The sequence below is a fragment of the Micromonospora sp. LOL_013 genome (assembly GCF_048060315.1).
Classification (GTDB): Bacteria; Actinomycetota; Actinomycetes; order Mycobacteriales; family Micromonosporaceae; genus Micromonospora_E.
The window spans coordinates 1-15,902 of sequence record NZ_JBHMIQ010000014.1 but is presented as its reverse complement, the minus strand read 5'-3'; the positions used below and the strand labels follow the sequence as shown (position 1 = coordinate 15,902).

The window sequence follows — 15,902 nt, the reverse complement described above, 5'->3', positions numbered from 1 at the left end:
GCGGGTCGGCACGGGCACCAGCCGGCCGCACCGGGCGCCGGCCCATGCTAACGCCACGACGGTGGAATGTGCACCGTTGGCAGGTTCACGACATTGCCCGAATCCGGCCCGACACCCGACCACCGGATCGGCAGACCGGCACTATCTCAGCTGGCCGACTCGAGCAGTAGCGAAATGCCCTGCCCGACCCCGATGCACATCGTGCACAGCGCCCGGTCGGCGTCGCGGACCCCGAGTTCCAGCGCGGCGGTCAGCGCCAGCCGCGCCCCGCTGGCCCCGAGCGGGTGCCCGAGGGCGATCGCCCCGCCGTTCGGGTTGACGTGCTCCGCCTCGGTTGGCAGGCCCAGCTCCCGCAGCACCGCCACCGCCTGCGCGGCGAACGCCTCGTTGAGCTCCACGACGTCCACTTCGGACAGATCGACGCCCAGTCGACCGAGCAACCGGCGGGTGGCCGGTACCGGCCCGATGCCCATCACCCGGGGCTCGACGCCAGCGGTGGCCGCGCCGGCCACCCGGGCCAGCGGGGTGAGACCGCACCGCCGGACGGCCGCGTCACTGGCCACCAGCAGCGCGACCGCGCCATCGTTGACCCCGGAGGAGTTGCCGGCGGTCACCGTGCCGCCGGAGCGGAACGGCGTCGGCAGGGCGGCCAGCTTCTCCAGCGACGTCTGCCGGGGGTGTTCGTCGACCGAAACGGTCAGCGTGCTCTTACGGCCCTGCGGCACCTCGATCGGCACGATCTCGGTCGCCAACCGGCCGCTCGCCTGGGCCTGGGCGGCCCGCTGCTGGGACCGCAGCGCGAAGGCGTCCTGCGCGGCCCGGTCCACGCCGTACTCGGCGGCCACGTTCTCCGCTGTCTCCGGCATCGAGTCGGTGCCCCAGCCGGCCCGCATCAGCGGGTTGACCAGCCGCCAGCCGATGGTGGTGTCGTGGATCTCCGCGGTGCGCGCGTACGCCGTGGCCGCCTTCGGCAGCACGAACGGCGCCCGGCTCATGCTCTCCACCCCGCCGGCGACGACCAGGTCCGCCTCGCCGGCGACCACCGAGCGGGCGGCGATCGCCACCGCGTCCAGCCCGGAACCGCAGAGCCGGTTCACCGTGGTGCCGCTGGTCCGGGTCGGCAGGCCGGCCAGCAGCGCCGCCATCCGGGCCACGTTGCGGTTGTCCTCGCCGGCCTGGTTGGCGCAGCCGAGCACCACGTCGTCGACGGCGTCCCAGTCGACCGAGGGGTGCCGGGCGACGAGTTCGCGGATCACGTGGGCGGCCAGGTCGTCCGGACGCACCGGGGCGAGCGCCCCGGCGTAGCGGCCGAACGGCGTGCGCACTCCGGCGACGAGATAGGCCACGGGCATCTCGGTCCTCCTCGGAAGGGCGGGAAGGGTCAGGGCCGGCCGGCCTGGGCGGGTGGTCGCTGCCCCCGCTTGGCCGCCTGGATCTGCTCGTAGACGTGCCCGCGCAGCTGGGTGAAGCGCGGCTCGGCGCGGGTGTGCAGTTGGTCGCGGGTGTCCGGCAGGTCGATCCGCAGGCTCTCCTGCACCACGGTCGGCGACGAGGACAGGATCAGCACCCGCTGCCCCAGGTAGACCGCCTCGTCGATGTCGTGAGTGACGAACAGGATGGTCACCCCGAGCCGCTGCCACAGCTGGCGGATCAGGTCCTCCAGGTCCGCGCGGGTCTGGGCGTCGACCGCCGCGAACGGCTCGTCCATCAACAGCACATCCGGCTGGTACGCGACCGCGCGGGCGATCGCCACCCGCTGCTGCATGCCACCGGACAGCTGCCACGGGTAGGCGTTGTGGGTGTCGGCCAGACCGACGGCGGCCAGCGCCTCGTCGACCAGTTCCCGGCGCTTGCCCCGGGCGATGCGCTTCTGCCGCAGCGGCAGCTCGACGTTGTCCCGCACGCTCATCCACGGGAACAGGCTGCGCCCGTACTCCTGGAAGACGACCGCCATGCCGGGCGGCGGCCCGGTGATCGGCCGGCCGCGCAGCCGGACCTCGCCGGAGGTTGCCGGCAGCAGCCCGGCCATGCACTTGAGCAGGGTGGTCTTGCCGCAGCCGGAGGGGCCGACCAGGCAGACCAGGTCGCCGTCGTCGATGGTGAAGGTGAGGTCGCGCACCGCCTCGACCTGGCGTTGCCGCCCGTCGTAGACCTTGCGCAGGCCCTGGACATCGAGCATGGGCTCGTTACCTCTCTATCCTTTCCGGCGCCGCCACGCGGGCAGCCGAGCCGGGCAGCGGGTCAAGAGCTGCGCTGCGCCTGGCGCAGGCCGTGGTACCAGGCCAACGCCCGCATCTCGACGAAGCGGAAGAGCACCGACAGGGCGAAGCCGAGCAGACCGAGCAGCAGGATGCCGGTCCACATCTGCGGGATCGCGAAGGTGCGCTGGAACTGCACGATGGTGAACCCGAGACCGTTGCTGGCCGCGAACATCTCGCTGATCACCATCAGGATGATGCCGATCGACAGAGCCTGGCGCATGCCGGCGGCGATCTGCGGGCTGGCCGCCGGCAGCACCAGGTGCCGCAGCCGGGCCGGACCGGTCAGGCCGTAGGAGCGGGCCGTGTCGGAGAGCACCTCGTCGGTGGCGCGCACGCCCTCGACGGTGTTGAGCAGGATCGGCCATACGCAGCCGGCCGCGATCACCACGATCTTCATGGTGTTCTCGATGCCGGCGAAAAGCATGATGATCGGCACCAGCACCGGCGGCGGGATGGCCCGGAAGAACTCAAGTACCGGTTCCAGCGTGGCCCGCACGGTGCGGATGCTGCCGACCAGTACGCCCAGCGCGACGCCGACGAGCACCGCCACCGCGTAACCGGCGGCCAGCCGCAGCAGGCTGGGCAGCACGTCGGCACGTAGGCGCTCGACGGTCCAGGTCTCGGCGAAGGTGCCGAGGATCTTACTCAGCGGCGGCGCGTAGAAGCTGGTGCTACCCGCGCTGCTGAACCACCAGACGGCGAACAGTACGGCCGGCAGCGCGACGACCAGCCCGGCCCGCTTCAACACCCCGGTCACACTCACACGATCACCTCGCCGCGCATCGACTGGTGCCAGGACAGTGCCCGCCGCTCGACCGCCCGGGCGATCAGATTGATCCCGACGCCGAGCAGTCCGGTGACCACCACCAGGGCGTACATCAGGTCGACGGCGCCGGAGGTCTGCGCGACGGCGATCCGGTTGCCCAGCCCGGGTGCGCCGATGACCAGCTCTGCGGTGATCGCCAGCACCAGGGCGACCGCGGCGGCGAGCCGCACGCCCGTCATCACGTACGGCAACGAGGTCGGCCAGATGACGTGGCGAATCCGGGCCCAGCGGCCGAGGCCGTAGCTGCGGGCGGTCTCGTCGGCGACCGGATCGACGTCCTGTACGCCGTACAGGACCTGGACCAGCACCTGCCAGAACGCCGCGTAGACGACCAGGAGCAGGGTCGATTCGAGGCCGGTACCGTAGAGCAGCACGGCGAGCGGGATCAGCGCGACCGACGGGATCGGCCGCAGGAACTCGATCGTCGAGGCGGTGACCGCGCGCAGCGCCGGCACCGAACCGATCAGCACGCCGAGGACGATGCCGGCGCTGACCGCGATGGCCAGGCCGATCGCCCAGCCGGTCAGCGTGTCACCGAGCGCCGACCAGAAGGCACCGTCGCCGAGCAGCTCGACCAGGGCGGCGAGGATCTCGGTGGCCGGCGGCAGGTAGCGCGCCGAGACGAGCGGGGTCGACGGGAGGACCTGCACCAGGACCAGCAGACCGGCCAGACCGGCGACGCCGAACAGCGCCGTCGGCGGCCGACGGCGCCGGCTCGGTGCGGCCCGGCGGGCTGCTGCTGACGTGCCCCGGTCGGGGCCGGCTCCGCCGGCCCCGACCGGGGCGTTGTCGACCGCTGTCACGGCAGCAGCGCGTCCAGGTCGGGCTCGGCATCGAAGACACTGTCGGCGAGTCCGAGTTCGGCCACCCGCTCGATCGACGCCCGGTTGATCTCGGCCGGCCACATCGGCAGCGTCATCGCGTCCAGGATCGCCTGGTCGATGTCGGTGTAGCTACGCAGCACGGTGCGCACCTCGTCGGGGTGGGCGTTGGCGTAGGACAGCGACTCGGCCATCGCCTCCTGGAAGTTCTCGACCAGCTCGGGGTTCTCCTGGGCGAGCTTGGTGCTGGTGAAGTAGACCGCGACGGTCAGGTTCGGGGCGGTGTCGACGAAGTTCCAGGCGACGACCCGGCCACCGGCGTCCTTGGCGATGGCGAGCGACGGCTCGACCATCCAGGCGGCGTCGACGTCGCCGTTGGCGACGGCGGCCGGCATCTGCGGGAAGGCCATCTCGACGAACTCGATGTCGTCCGGGTTGCCGCCGGCCTTGCGCACCGACTCGCGGACGCTGGTGTCGCCGATGTTCTTCAGCGTGTTCACCGCGACCTTCTTGCCGGCCAGTTCGGCGGCGGTCTGGATCGGGCTGTCCTCGCGGACCACCACGCCGCCGAAGTCGGCCTCGGGGTTTCCGGTCGAGGCCACGCCGTTGGCGACGATCTGCACCGGCACGTCACGGGTCTGCGCGGTGAGCAGGGAGGTCACGTTGCTGAAGCCGAACTGGAACTGCTCGCTGACCACGCCGGGGACGATCGCGGCACCACCTTGACCGCTCTCCATGGTCAGGTTGATGCCGCGCTTGGCGAAGAAGCCTTTCTCCTCACCGAGGTAGATCGGCGCGACGTCAACGATCGGAATGATGCCGACGGTGACGTCGGTGACGTCGTCGGTGCCGCCGCCCTCGTCGGTGGACGAGTCGGAACCACAGGCGGCGGTGACCAGCAGCGCGGTAGCCAGGGTGAAGGCGACGAGGGGCCGTCGCATGGGACCTCCAGGGGATGGGATCGAGTTGGGTCAGTCAGGGGCGTTCGCTGACCGAACGGTGGTTCTTATGATGAACGTACGGCCCAGCGAGGGCTCGCGTCAATGTCACATATCGGAAGATTCCTGCCAATCCGGCAGGTGGAGGGAGCGTCGTGCGAACCCAGGTTGGCATCATCGGAGCGGGACCAGCTGGCTTGATGCTCGCCCACCTGCTGCATCTCGAGGGTATCGACTCGGTCGTGCTGGAGACCCGCGGGCGGGCGTACGTGGAGAGCAGGGTCCGGGCCGGGGTGCTCGAACACGACACGGCGCAACTGCTCGCCGACACCGGCGTCGGCACCCGGATGCGCCGCGAAGGACTCGTGCACACCGGCCTTGAGCTGCGCTTCGAAGGCGTCAGCCGACGGATCGACCTGGCCGCGCTGACCAGCGGCCGAGGGATCACCGTCTACGGCCAGCAGGAGGTCGTGAAGGACCTGATCGCCGCCCGGCTGGCAGCCGGCGGCGAGATCCTGTTCGACGTCTCCGATGTCGAGCTGGCCGGGATCGACAGCGATGCCCCGGTCATTCGGTTCGCGCACGAGGGCACGATACGCGAACTGAACTGCCTGATGGTCGCCGGATGTGACGGTTTCCACGGCGTCTCCCGAGACAGCATCCCCGCCTCGGCCCGGCGCACCGTCGAGCACACGTACCCGTTCAGCTGGCTCGGCGTGCTGGCCCAGGCCGCCCCCTCGGCACACGAGCTGATCTACGCCCAGCACGAGCGCGGGTTCGCCCTGCACAGCATGCGCAGCCCTGAGGTGACCCGGCTCTACCTGCAGGTGCCCAACGGGACCGAGCTGAGCGACTGGCCGACCGCGCGGATCTGGGACGAGCTGCACACCCGGCTGGCGACCAACGACGGTTTCACCTTGAAGGAGGGCCCGATCCTGGAACAGGGGGTGACTCCGATGCGAAGCTTCGTTACCGAACCGATGCGCTACGGCCAGCTGTTCCTGGCCGGCGACGCGGCGCACATCGTGCCGCCGACCGGCGCGAAAGGGCTGAACCTGGCGGTCGCCGACGTCCGCTTCCTGGCCGAGGCGCTGACCACCTGGTTCCGTCAGGGACGCGGGACCGGGCTGGACGAGTACTCGGCCCGGTGCCTGCGCCGGATCTGGCGGGTCCAGCACTTCTCCTCCTGGATGACCGGGCTGCTGCACCGGCCCACCGACGCCGACGAGTTCAGTCACCGGCTCCAGGTGGCCCAGTTGGAGTACGTGTCGACCTCCACTGCGGCGGCGACCACCCTGGCGGAGAACTACGTGGGGCTGCCGCTGGACTGGAGCAGCCGCGTTGACAGGCCGGCAACCCCGGCCGTACCGTTCGCTTAGCGAACTTTTGTTCATCACACGCACCGGGAATGATGTATGGCTGAAATTTCCTCGCTGGCTGATGCTGTCGCCGACCTGGTCCACGACGGCGACAGCGTCGCCCTGGAGGGATTCACCCACCTGATCCCGACCGCGGCCGGACAGGAGATCATCCGGCAGGGCCGACGCGACCTCACGCTGATCCGGATGACCCCGGACGTCGTCTACGACCAGCTGATCGGCGCCGGCTGCGCCAAGAAGCTAATCTTCAGCTGGGCCGGCAACCCCGGGGTCGGTTCGCTGCACCGGTTCCGCGACGCGGTGCAGCGCGGCTGGCCCCGTCCGCTGGAGATCGAGGAGCACAGCCACGCCGGGATGGCCAACCGGTACGTCGCCGGCGCCGCTGGCCTGCCGTTCGCCGTACTCCGCGGGTACGTCGGCACCGACCTCGTCGACCGCACCCCGACCATCGCGCCGATCACCTGTCCGTTCACCGGCGAGGTGCTCACCGCCGTACCGGCGCTCAACCCCGACGTCGGCATCGTGCACGCACAGCGCGCCGACCGGCACGGCAACGTGCAGATCTGGGGCATCACCGGCGTGCACAAGGAGGTCGTGCTGGCGTCCGCACGGTCGCTGGTCACCGTCGAGGAGACCGTCGACGAGCTGACCCCCCGGCCCGGCGCGGTGGTGCTGCCCGGCTGGGCGGTCACCCGGGTCGCCGAGGTGCCTGGCGGGGCGTACCCGTCGTACGCGATGGACTACAGCGACCGGGCCAACGACTACTACCAGCAATGGGACGAGATCAGCCGGGACCGGGACACCTTCACCCGCTGGCTCGACGAACACGTCCTGGCCACGGCGGGGAGCGACGCGACGTACGGTGGTGCCGAGTGAACGAGCAACCGGCCGTCGACAGGTTCACCCGCGACGAGATGATGACCGTCGCCGCCGCCCGGGCGCTGCGCGACGACGCCCGCTGCTTCGTCGGCATCGGCCGGCCCAGCACCGCGGCCAACCTGGCCCGGCAAACCCACTCCCCCAACCTGGTGCTGGTCTACGAGTCCGGCACCATCGGCGCGAAGCCCGGCCGGCTGCCGCTGTCCATCGGTGACGGGGTACTCGCCGAGACCGCCGACGCCGTCGTCTCGGTGCCGGAGATCTTCAACTACTGGCTGCAGCCCGGCCGGATCGACGTCGGCTTCCTCGGCGCCGCGCAGATCGACCGGTACGCCAACATCAACACCACGGTGATCGGCACCGACTACACCGACCCGAAGGTACGGCTGCCCGGCGCGGGCGGCGCCCCGGAGATCGCCGCCTCGTGCGGCGAAGTGATCGTCATCGTGCCGCAGAGCCGGCGCACGTTCGTCGACCGGGTCGACTTCGTCACCTCGGTCGGCTTTGGCGCAGGCCCCGGCGACCGGCAACGCCTCGGCCTGCGTGGCCGGGGTCCCACCCTGGTCATCACCGACCTCGGCATGCTGCGCCCGGATCCGGACACCTGCGAGCTGACCCTCACCCAGCTGCACCCCGGAGTGGGTGTCGAGCAGGCCGTGGCGGCCACCGGCTGGCCGCTGAAGATCGCCACCGACCTGACGACCACCGACGAACCCACCCCGCAGGAGCTGGCCGCCCTGCGCCAGCTGCTGAACCCCTGACCCCGGCGGGTAGAGCTGATCCAAGGAGGCACCGCCATGCCCGACACCACGCCCGTACAGGCCGACCGCCCCGGCGGGCTGCTCCTGCCGCGCTACCGGCGCGACGACACCGCCGTGCATCCGCCGCTGCTCTCCCCCGACTACAAGTCCACGGTGCTGCGCGCCCCGGCCGAGTCGCCGGTGCTGCTCCCGCAGACGCTCACCGAGATCACCGGCCCGCTGCTCGGCGAGGGCCGGGTCACCGCCGCCGACGCGGACCTGAGCCGCAGCGGCGACGGCGAAGCCCAGGGGCAGCGGATCGTCGTGCACGGCCAGGTCCGCGACAGCGACGGCCGGCCGGTGCCGGACACCCTGGTGGAGGTCTGGCAGGCCAATGCCGGCGGGCGCTACCTGCACAAGCTCGACCAGCACGACGTACCGCTCGATCCGCACTTCACCGGCGTCGGCCGGGCGATGACCGACTCGATGGGCCGCTACCGGTTCGTCACCATCAAGCCCGGCGCCTACCCGTGGCGCAACCACTTCAACGCGTGGCGGCCGGCGCACATCCACTTCTCGTTGTTCGGCCGGGCCTTCACCCAGCGGCTGGTGACCCAGATGTACTTCCCCGACGACCCGCTGTTCGCCTACGACCCGGTCTTCAACTCGATCCCCGACCCGGCCGCCCGGCAACGGCTGATCGCCAGCTTCGACCTGGCCAACACGGTCGAGGAGTGGGCGCTCGGCTTCCGGTTCGACATCGTGCTGCGCGGCACCGAGGCGACCCCGATGGAGGAATCGTGACCACCAGCGTGACCGCCGCGGACTGGGACCAGCAGACCGGGCTGACCCCGGCGCAGACCGTCGGGCCGTACCTGGGGATCGGCCTGCCCTGGCCGGACGGGCCGTTCGTGGTCGACGAGACCGATCCGGCGGCCATCTGGCTGCGCGGTCGGCTCTTCGACGGCGCCGGCGACCCGGTGCCGGACGGTCTGATCGAGACCTGGCAGGCCGATCCGCAGGGCCGGTTCGACCACCCGGACGATCCGCGCGGCGCGGTGGCCGGGTTCCGCGGCTTCGGCCGCTGCCCCACCGACAATACCGGCGGGTGGGCGGTACGCACCCGCAAGCCGGGGCCGGTGCCCGGCCCGGACGGGCGACCGCAGGCCCCGCACATCGCCGTGTCGGTGTTCGCCCGTGGGCTGCTGCACCGCGTCGTCACCCGGATCTACTTCCCGGACGAGGTCGACGCAAATGCCGCCGACCCGGTGCTGGCCGGCCTGCCGCCGGCCCGACGCGGCACGTTGATCGCGACCGCCGAGCCGGACGGCTACCGGTTCGACATCCGGCTGCAGGGCGAGCATGAAACCGTCTTCTTCGCCGTCTGACCCGGGGTCCGCCGTCGACGACCAGCACGCCGACGGTCGGCGGGTCGTCGGTGACGAGGTGCCGGTCGACGTACCCTCGCCGGTCGGTCTGTTCGATTCGCTGCTCGCCGCCGGCGAAGTCCGGGCCGCCGTTGACGACCGGGCCTGGCTGCACGCCATGCTCGACGCCGAGGCGGCGCTGGCCCGCGCCCAGGCGTCCTGCGGGTCGGTGCCGGCAGCCGCCGCCGAGGCGATCACCGCCACCGCCCGCGACCACCGGTTCGACCCGGCGGCGATCGGCGCGGGTGCGACCAGCGCCGGCAACCCGGTGGTGCCGCTGGTCGCCGCGTTACGCGCCGCCGTCGGGCCGGACACCGCCCGGTACGTGCACGCCGGGGCCACCAGCCAGGACATCCTGGACACGGCCGCCATGCTGGTGGTCCGCCGGGCGCTGGGCCCGATGCTGGACGACGTGCGGCGGGCCGCCTCGGCCGCCGCCCGGCTGGCCGAGACGCACCGGGACACCCTGCTGCCCGCCCGGACCCTGCTGCAGCAGGCGCTGCCGACCACCTTCGGACTGGTCGCCGCCGGCTGGCTGACCGCGCTGGACACCGCCGTCCGCCGGCTAAGCACTGCCCGGGACGAGGTCCCCGCCGTTCAGCTCGGTGGTGCCGCCGGCACCCTCGCCGCGTTCGGCGCCGACGGCCCGGCCCTGGTCGACCGGCTCGCCGCCGAGCTCGACCTGGCCGCCCCGCAGCTGCCCTGGCACACCGACCGGAGCCGGCTGGCCGACCTGGCCGGCGTGCTCGGCGGCACCGCCGGCAGCATCAGCAAGATCGCCCGCGACGTCACGCTGCACGCCCAGACCGAGGTCGCCGAGCTAGCCGAGGAACGCTCCGGCGGGTCGTCGACCCTGCCGCACAAACGCAACCCGGTCGCGGCCGTCACCGCCGTCGCCTGCGCCGGCCAGGTCCCCGGCCTGGTCGCCACCCTGCTGGCCGCGATGGCCCAGGAGCACCAACGGGCGGCCGGCGGCTGGCACGCCGAGTGGCGGGCGCTGCGCAACCTGCTGGAGTCGGTCGGCTCGGCCGCCTACTGGCTGCGTACCTGCCTGGAAGGGCTGCGGGTGGACGCCGTACGGATGCGGGCCAACCTCGACCTGACCGGCGGGGCGCTGCTCGCCGAACGGGTCAGCGGGGCACTGGCCGGGCAGCTCGGCCGGCACCGGGCCAACGAGATCGTCAAGGCGGCGGTCACCGGCGGCGGGCCCGCCGCCGGGCTGGCCGAACGGCTGGCCGCCAACCCGCAGGTCAGCACGGTACTCAGCCGGGCACAGCTGGACGAGCTGCTCGACCCCGCCGGCTACCTCGGCGCGTACGGCGAGCTGATCGACCGGGCGCTGCGCGACCACCACAGCCGACCGACGCAGGAGGACCGCTGATGACCACCGACAGCCACCCGGTGGCGGTCGACCACGAGATCGTCGGACCCGACGGTGCGCCGGTGGTGCTGCTGGCCAACTCGCTGGGCAGCACAAGAGCGATGTGGGATCCGCAGGTGCCGGTGCTCACCGGTGCCGGGCTGCGGGTGCTGCGCTACGACACCCGGGGGCACGGCCGCTCCCCGGTACCGCCCGGTCCGTACAGTCTGGACGATCTCGGGGCCGACGTGCTCGCCCTGCTGGACCGTCTGGAGCTGGACCGGGTCCACGTGGCCGGGGTGTCCCTCGGCGGGATGACCGGAATGTGGCTGGCCGGACACGCCGGTGCCCGGGTCGACCGGCTGGTGCTCTGCTGCACCTCGGCGCTGCTCGGCCCGGCGCAGGCGTGGGCCGACCGGGCGGCCACGGTGCGGGCCGAAGGCACCGGAGCGGTGGCCGACACGGTGGCGGTCCGCTGGTTCACCCCCGGGTTCGCCGTACGGCGACCCGACGTCTTCGCCGCCGCCCGCGAGATGATCGCGGCCACCCCGGCCGAGGGGTACGCCGGCTGCTGCGTCGCTATCGGACAGATGGACCTGACCGGGCTGCTGCCGAGGATCGCCGCGCCGACCCTGGTGATCGCCGGCGCCGACGACCCGGCCACCCCGCCGTCGCACAGCGAGACGATCGTCGCCGGCATTCCCGACGCCACTTTGCGGATCGTCGCCGACGCTGCCCATCTGGCCAGCGTCGAGCAGGCTGAGCAGGTGTCCGAGCTGATCCTGACGCATCTCACTGGACAGGAGGTGACCGGCGATGCCGACCGATCCGCCGGTTGACGCCACGACCCCGTCGCCCGGCCCTCGGGCCGTACCGTCGTCGTCGGATCCGAGGTATGACGCCGGGATGGCGGTACGCCGGGCGGTTCTCGGCGACGCGCACGTGGACCGGGCGGTGGCCAACACGACCGAGTTCACCGCCGACTTCCAGGACTTCATCACCCGGTACGCATGGGGCAGCGTCTGGACCCGCGACGGGCTGGACCGGCGGACCCGCAGCTGCGTCACGCTCGCCGTACTGACCGCCCTGCACTGCACCGACGAGCTGGCGATGCACGTGCGGGCGGCGCTGCGCAACGGGTTGACCGCGCAGGAGATCAACGAGGTGCTGCTGCACACGGCGGTCTACGCGGGCGTGCCGGCCGCGAACAGCGCGTACGCGGTGGCACAGCGGGAGCTGGCCGAGAACCTGGGACCGGATGGTCGGATCCCCGACAGCGGAACAAGATCATCGGCGGATCCGGGCACCGTGGAATCCGGTTAGGGTTCGGCGACCATCACCACAGGAGAATTATGAGCGAGCACGGGCGGGAAGCTCATTTCGTGCAGTCGTTGGAGCGTGGCCTGGCCGTGATCCGCGCCTTCGACGCCCAGCATCCTGAGTTGACACTCAGCGAGGTGGCCCGGATCTGCGACCTGACCCGCGCCGCCGCCCGCCGGTTCCTGCTCACCCTGGTCGACCTCGGCTACGTCCGCACCGACGGGCGGATGTTCTCGCTCACCCCCCGGGTGCTGGAGCTGGGCTACGCCTACCTGTCCAGCATCTCGCTGCCCGAGGTGGCCGAACCGCACCTGGAACGGCTGGTCGCCCAGGTGCACGAGTCGTCGTCGGTGTGCGTGCTGGACGGCGACTCGATCGTCTACGTCTCCCGGGTGCCGACCTCGCGGATCATGACGGTGTCGATCAACGTCGGGACCCGGTTCCCGGCGTACGCCACCTCGGTCGGCCGGGTGCTGCTGGCGCACCTGCCCGAGGAAGAGGCGATCATCCGGCTGGAGCGCAGCCGGCTGGACCGGCTCACCGGCCGTACCGTCCACACCATGGCGGCGTTGCGGGCGGAGCTGAACCGGGTCCGCGCCCAGGGGTACGCCATCGTCGACCAGGAGTTGGAGGAGGGCCTGCGGTCGGTGGCGGCACCCATCCGGGACCGGGCCGGCAAAGTGGTCGCCGCGGTGAACATCTCGGTGCACGCCAGCCGCAACACCGTCGAGTCGATCCGCCGCGAACTGCTGCCGCACCTGCTGGCCACCGCCGCCAAGATCGAAGCCGATCTGCGGATCGCCGCACCGGGCCGCGCCACCCGCCTGCCCGGCGCCTGACCGCCGCGTCCCGGGACCTTCGGCCCGATGCCAGCGCAGGGCCGGCCGGCCACCGTTGAGGTATGGGCTCAACCACCGAGCTTTCCGGGCCGACCAGGGCCCGCCCGTGGACGGTACGGGTGGCGGCCGGCCTGCTGATCTTCGTCGGCGTCACGGCGGTCGGCGGTGGCGTGGAGATGTGGCTGTACCCGTACGGCAACGACTTCGTCCGTACGGAATGGCTGCACGACCTGCCGTTGGTCGACACCTGGCGGCTACCCGGCCTGGTACTGGGGCTCGGTCTCGGGCTCGGCTCGCTGGTCAGCGCGTTCGGGCTGCTGCGCAGACCACGGTGGCGCTGGCTTGCCCCGGTGCAACGGGTGACCGGCCGGCACTGGTCGTGGGCCGCCACCGGACTGGCGGGCATCGCGCTCGGCGGATGGATCCTGCTGGAGGTCGTCCTGCTGCCGCAGCGGTCGATGATCGAGGCGCTCTACGGCGCGCTGGCGGCCGGGCTCGTCGGGCTGTGCTCGACCGCGTCGTTGCGGCGCTCGCTGGCGCTGACCCCGGACCGCGACGTCGTGCCCGGTCAGCAGGTGGGGCAGGCCGCGCCGGAGCGGACTCTCCGACTGGAGGAAAACGTCCATGCCGGGACGACCGCGGTGAAGCCGACCAGTAGGTTGTCCGGGTGGCGGGGCTGAGGACGACACGGGTGCAGATCTGGACCGACGGCGCGTGCAGCGGCAACCCGGGGCCGGGCGGTTGGGGTGCCCTGCTGCGCTACGGCGACGCCGAGAAGGAACTGTGCGGCGGTGAGGCCAGCCCGACCACGAACAACCGGATGGAACTCACCGCCCCGATCCGGGCACTGGCCGCGCTGACCCGGGCATCCGCCGTCGACCTCTACACCGACAGCACGTACGTCCGTAACGGTGTCATGTCGTGGATGGCGAACTGGAAACGCAACGGCTGGCGTACGAAAGCGGGCGAGCCGGTCAAGAACGAGGACCTGTGGCGGGAGCTCGATGCGGCCGTCACCCGTCACCACGAGGTCGTCTGGCACTGGGTGAAGGGCCACTCCGGCCACGTGGAGAACGAGCGCGCCGACCGGCTCGCCGCTCGCGGTCAGCGGGAGGCCCTGGAGGCCGCCGGCGTCCCGGTGCCGCCGGTGCCGCAGCCGCGCCGCCGAGCGACACCGCGCCGCAGCTGACCGCCGTGTGTCGGTGGACGGTGGCAGGGTAGGCGTCATGACGATCGAAGTCCGCCCGGCGACGGTGTTCGAGGACGTCGCGACTGTCGTCGGCCCGAAGCGACCGGACGCGAACGTGTGCTGGTGCCTGAGCTACCGCATCGGCTCGAAGGAGAATCTGCAGCTGCGCGGGCCGATGCGCGGTGAGCGGGTACGCGGACTCATCGGGCTCGATCCCCCTCCCGGAGTACTCGCCTATGACGGCGACGAGGTCGTCGGCTGGGCGGCGGTGCACCCGCGAGCCGACACGAGCTTCGCCGGCAACAGGCGAATCCCGCACCTCGACGATCTCGATGTGTGGAGCGTGTGGTGCTTTCGGGTACGGCCGGGCCACCGCAAGCAGGGTATCGTGCACCACCTGCTCGCCGGTGCCGTCGGCTTCGCCCGCGAGCGCGGCGCACCGGCGATCGAGGGCTACCCCGTCGACAACCGTGGCGAGAAGGTGGACCTCACGATGGCCTACGTAGGGACCCGCGCGGTCTTCGAGCACGCCGGTTTCGTGAAGGCAGCCGACACCACCTCGGTGCTCGCCGGGTTCGCGCGGGCGCTCATGCGGCTCGATCTGCTGTGACGTCGATCGCCGGCCGGACGGCTCAGGCTGTCAGCGACGTGTCCGTGCCGGCTTCCGGGAGCCCAGGGTGTGTCCGACGACGTGATGCCAACAGTGATGGTCGACAAAGACATTCTGTGCCTGCTTCAATCCGCCGACCCACCGCGCGCTCACCGTCCCCATGCGAGGACCCATGGGATGCAGCAGGACGGGAACCCGGGCAGCCCGTGCAGCGTCGAATGCGAGAGATAGTACTCGTGTAGTGAGGAGAAGCGTAGTGCCCAGCAAAACTAGAATCTTGGCCTTGGTTGTCGCCGTGGTGCTGGCCGCTACTGGGTGCGCCGTGGGAGACGACGTTGGTGGGGCCAGGCCTGACCAAGCTGCGGAGCAGGTAGAGGATTTGCTGCGCACAAGGTACGCACGATGGTATGCGGGTATCATACTGGATGAGTCCGCCGGGACGATGACCGTCTATCGTAAGCCGGGCAGCGATCTCGACGTGGTGGTCCGAAATCAGTTCGCCAACGTCGAAATCCGATTCGCGGACGCCCGGCTCTCGGAGCAGGAGATGCTGGTGTTGACCGAGCAGGTCATGGCCGATGTGGAGTACTGGCGCAGCGAAGGTATCGCTGTTTCCGGCGCGGGTCCGTCGCCCGACGGCTCAGCTGTTCTGGTGATGACGGTGGATGGGGCAGCAGGTGAGGCGGAGAGACTATCTGACCATTATCGGAAGCCGATCGTGGTGGAACGGGGCTCAGCTGAGTTTGCGCCTTTCTCGGTCGGTCCGGACGGAATTCCGTCCGGACCGACCAGTAGCTGAACAATAATGTTAGGGGGTGAGGAAGTTTACGCTGAGCCGGGAAAGTTGCTCGTTGATGTCGACGTACCACCACTTCCACGAGCATTGCCGGGAGTTGGGATCGTTGATGTCTCCGCTGGGTACTCCGTTGCAGGGCACAATTTCGTCGCGGTTGGCCGAGCGTAGGCTGATGATGCCGCGGGCCGTGCCGCTGTTGCCGGACTGCACATAGACGGGGCCGCCGCTGTCGCCGTTGCCGACGGCGGCGACGCGGTTGGCGCCCTCAGCTCGGACCAGGCCTCGAATCGTGGGTCCGCCGATGGGCGTGAGGGTCTGGTTGAGCGCTTGGACGGTCCAGCCGCAGGCGGAGCCGGAGAAGGATCCGCCGGAGCAGACGAGGTTGCCGACGTGGTTGGTGGACGCAGCGCTGATGTTGCGACCTGTGTTGGTGTCGCCGCTGGCGAAGGATGGGCCCAATGCTGCGTAGCTTAAGTTGATCTTGGGGTGTGGCCTGCGGTTGTGTGGCTGCTGTCGG

General features: G+C 71.1%; 18 protein-coding genes and 1 pseudogene. 13 read left to right on the top strand and 6 right to left on the bottom strand.

The annotated features are described in order from the left end of the window. Positions 1 to 146: 146 nt before the first annotated feature. The 5 genes from pcaF to ACFHWS_RS11255 form a co-directional block, all read right to left on the bottom strand. Entirely contained in the window at positions 147 to 1,352 is a 1,206-nt protein-coding gene (pcaF, locus tag ACFHWS_RS11275; RefSeq protein ID WP_416552951.1) for a 3-oxoadipyl-CoA thiolase, read from the bottom strand. Positions 1,353 to 1,381: 29 nt separating this feature from the next. Further along, positions 1,382 to 2,179 (bottom strand): ABC transporter ATP-binding protein, encoded by a 798-nt coding sequence (locus tag ACFHWS_RS11270; protein ID WP_416552953.1) that lies wholly within the window; start codon positions 2,177 to 2,179, stop codon positions 1,382 to 1,384. Between the two features lie 62 nt (positions 2,180 to 2,241). After that, the gene (locus tag ACFHWS_RS11265; RefSeq protein WP_416552955.1) at positions 2,242 to 3,024 is read right to left on the bottom strand and encodes an ABC transporter permease; all 783 of its coding nucleotides are present in this window, start codon (positions 3,022 to 3,024) and stop codon (positions 2,242 to 2,244) included. Further along, positions 3,021 to 3,890 (bottom strand): ABC transporter permease, encoded by an 870-nt coding sequence (locus ACFHWS_RS11260; protein WP_416552957.1) that lies wholly within the window; start codon positions 3,888 to 3,890, stop codon positions 3,021 to 3,023. The genes ACFHWS_RS11265 and ACFHWS_RS11260 overlap by 4 nt, the downstream gene beginning before the upstream one ends. Continuing rightward, complete coding sequence (locus tag ACFHWS_RS11255) at positions 3,887 to 4,849, bottom strand: ABC transporter substrate-binding protein (RefSeq protein WP_416552959.1); 963 nt, start codon at positions 4,847 to 4,849, stop codon at positions 3,887 to 3,889. Before ACFHWS_RS11255 ends, ACFHWS_RS11260 begins: the two co-directional genes overlap by 4 nt. A gap of 152 nt (positions 4,850 to 5,001) precedes the next feature. Here ACFHWS_RS11255 and ACFHWS_RS11250 point away from each other — a divergent pair, with 152 nt between their 5' ends. From ACFHWS_RS11250 to ACFHWS_RS11190, 13 genes are all read left to right on the top strand, one after another. Continuing rightward, positions 5,002 to 6,225, top strand: a complete 1,224-nt coding sequence (locus ACFHWS_RS11250; protein ID WP_416568136.1) for a 4-hydroxybenzoate 3-monooxygenase — start codon at positions 5,002 to 5,004, stop codon at positions 6,223 to 6,225. Between the two features lie 36 nt (positions 6,226 to 6,261). Beyond that, positions 6,262 to 7,101 carry a CoA transferase subunit A gene (locus tag ACFHWS_RS11245; RefSeq protein WP_416552963.1) on the top strand — a complete coding sequence of 280 codons (840 nt, stop codon included), beginning with the start codon at positions 6,262 to 6,264 and terminating at the stop codon, positions 7,099 to 7,101. 38 nt (positions 7,102 to 7,139) lie between these two features. Beyond that, on the top strand, positions 7,140 to 7,865 hold the full coding sequence (locus ACFHWS_RS11240; RefSeq protein ID WP_416553156.1) for a CoA-transferase subunit beta: 726 nt from the start codon (positions 7,140 to 7,142) through the stop codon (positions 7,863 to 7,865). A 36-nt stretch (positions 7,866 to 7,901) separates the two neighbouring features. Further along, entirely contained in the window at positions 7,902 to 8,648 is a 747-nt protein-coding gene (pcaH, locus tag ACFHWS_RS11235; RefSeq protein WP_416568135.1) for a protocatechuate 3,4-dioxygenase subunit beta, read from the top strand. Further along, entirely contained in the window at positions 8,645 to 9,232 is a 588-nt protein-coding gene (gene pcaG, locus ACFHWS_RS11230; RefSeq protein ID WP_416568134.1) for a protocatechuate 3,4-dioxygenase subunit alpha, read from the top strand. The genes pcaH and pcaG overlap by 4 nt, the downstream gene beginning before the upstream one ends. Beyond that, positions 9,207 to 10,652 (top strand): 3-carboxy-cis,cis-muconate cycloisomerase, encoded by a 1,446-nt coding sequence (gene pcaB, locus ACFHWS_RS11225; protein ID WP_416568133.1) that lies wholly within the window; start codon positions 9,207 to 9,209, stop codon positions 10,650 to 10,652. The genes pcaG and pcaB overlap by 26 nt, the downstream gene beginning before the upstream one ends. After that, positions 10,652 to 11,470 (top strand): 3-oxoadipate enol-lactonase, encoded by an 819-nt coding sequence (gene pcaD / locus ACFHWS_RS11220; protein ID WP_416568132.1) that lies wholly within the window; start codon positions 10,652 to 10,654, stop codon positions 11,468 to 11,470. Before pcaB ends, pcaD begins: the two co-directional genes overlap by 1 nt. Next, a complete protein-coding gene (pcaC, locus tag ACFHWS_RS11215) occupies positions 11,448 to 11,954 on the top strand; it encodes a 4-carboxymuconolactone decarboxylase (RefSeq protein WP_416552973.1) in 507 nt (168 codons plus the stop codon). The genes pcaD and pcaC overlap by 23 nt, the downstream gene beginning before the upstream one ends. Positions 11,955 to 11,983: 29 nt before the next feature. Further along, the gene (locus ACFHWS_RS11210; RefSeq protein WP_416552975.1) at positions 11,984 to 12,790 is read left to right on the top strand and encodes an IclR family transcriptional regulator domain-containing protein; all 807 of its coding nucleotides are present in this window, start codon (positions 11,984 to 11,986) and stop codon (positions 12,788 to 12,790) included. A 62-nt stretch (positions 12,791 to 12,852) separates the two neighbouring features. Continuing rightward, a complete protein-coding gene (locus ACFHWS_RS11205) occupies positions 12,853 to 13,470 on the top strand; it encodes a hypothetical protein (RefSeq protein WP_416552977.1) in 618 nt (205 codons plus the stop codon). Between the two features lie 11 nt (positions 13,471 to 13,481). Further along, positions 13,482 to 13,979, top strand: a complete 498-nt coding sequence (rnhA, locus tag ACFHWS_RS11200) for a ribonuclease HI (protein ID WP_416552978.1) — start codon at positions 13,482 to 13,484, stop codon at positions 13,977 to 13,979. Between the two features lie 37 nt (positions 13,980 to 14,016). After that, positions 14,017 to 14,589, top strand: a complete 573-nt coding sequence (locus ACFHWS_RS11195) for a GNAT family N-acetyltransferase (protein ID WP_416568131.1) — start codon at positions 14,017 to 14,019, stop codon at positions 14,587 to 14,589. Between the two features lie 442 nt (positions 14,590 to 15,031). Next, the gene (locus tag ACFHWS_RS11190) at positions 15,032 to 15,388 is read left to right on the top strand and encodes a hypothetical protein (RefSeq protein ID WP_416552982.1); all 357 of its coding nucleotides are present in this window, start codon (positions 15,032 to 15,034) and stop codon (positions 15,386 to 15,388) included. Positions 15,389 to 15,397: 9 nt separating this feature from the next. Here the strand turns inward: ACFHWS_RS11190 and ACFHWS_RS11185 are convergent. Then, positions 15,398 to 15,902 (bottom strand): annotated as a pseudogene (locus tag ACFHWS_RS11185) (hypothetical protein); the annotation flags it as partial.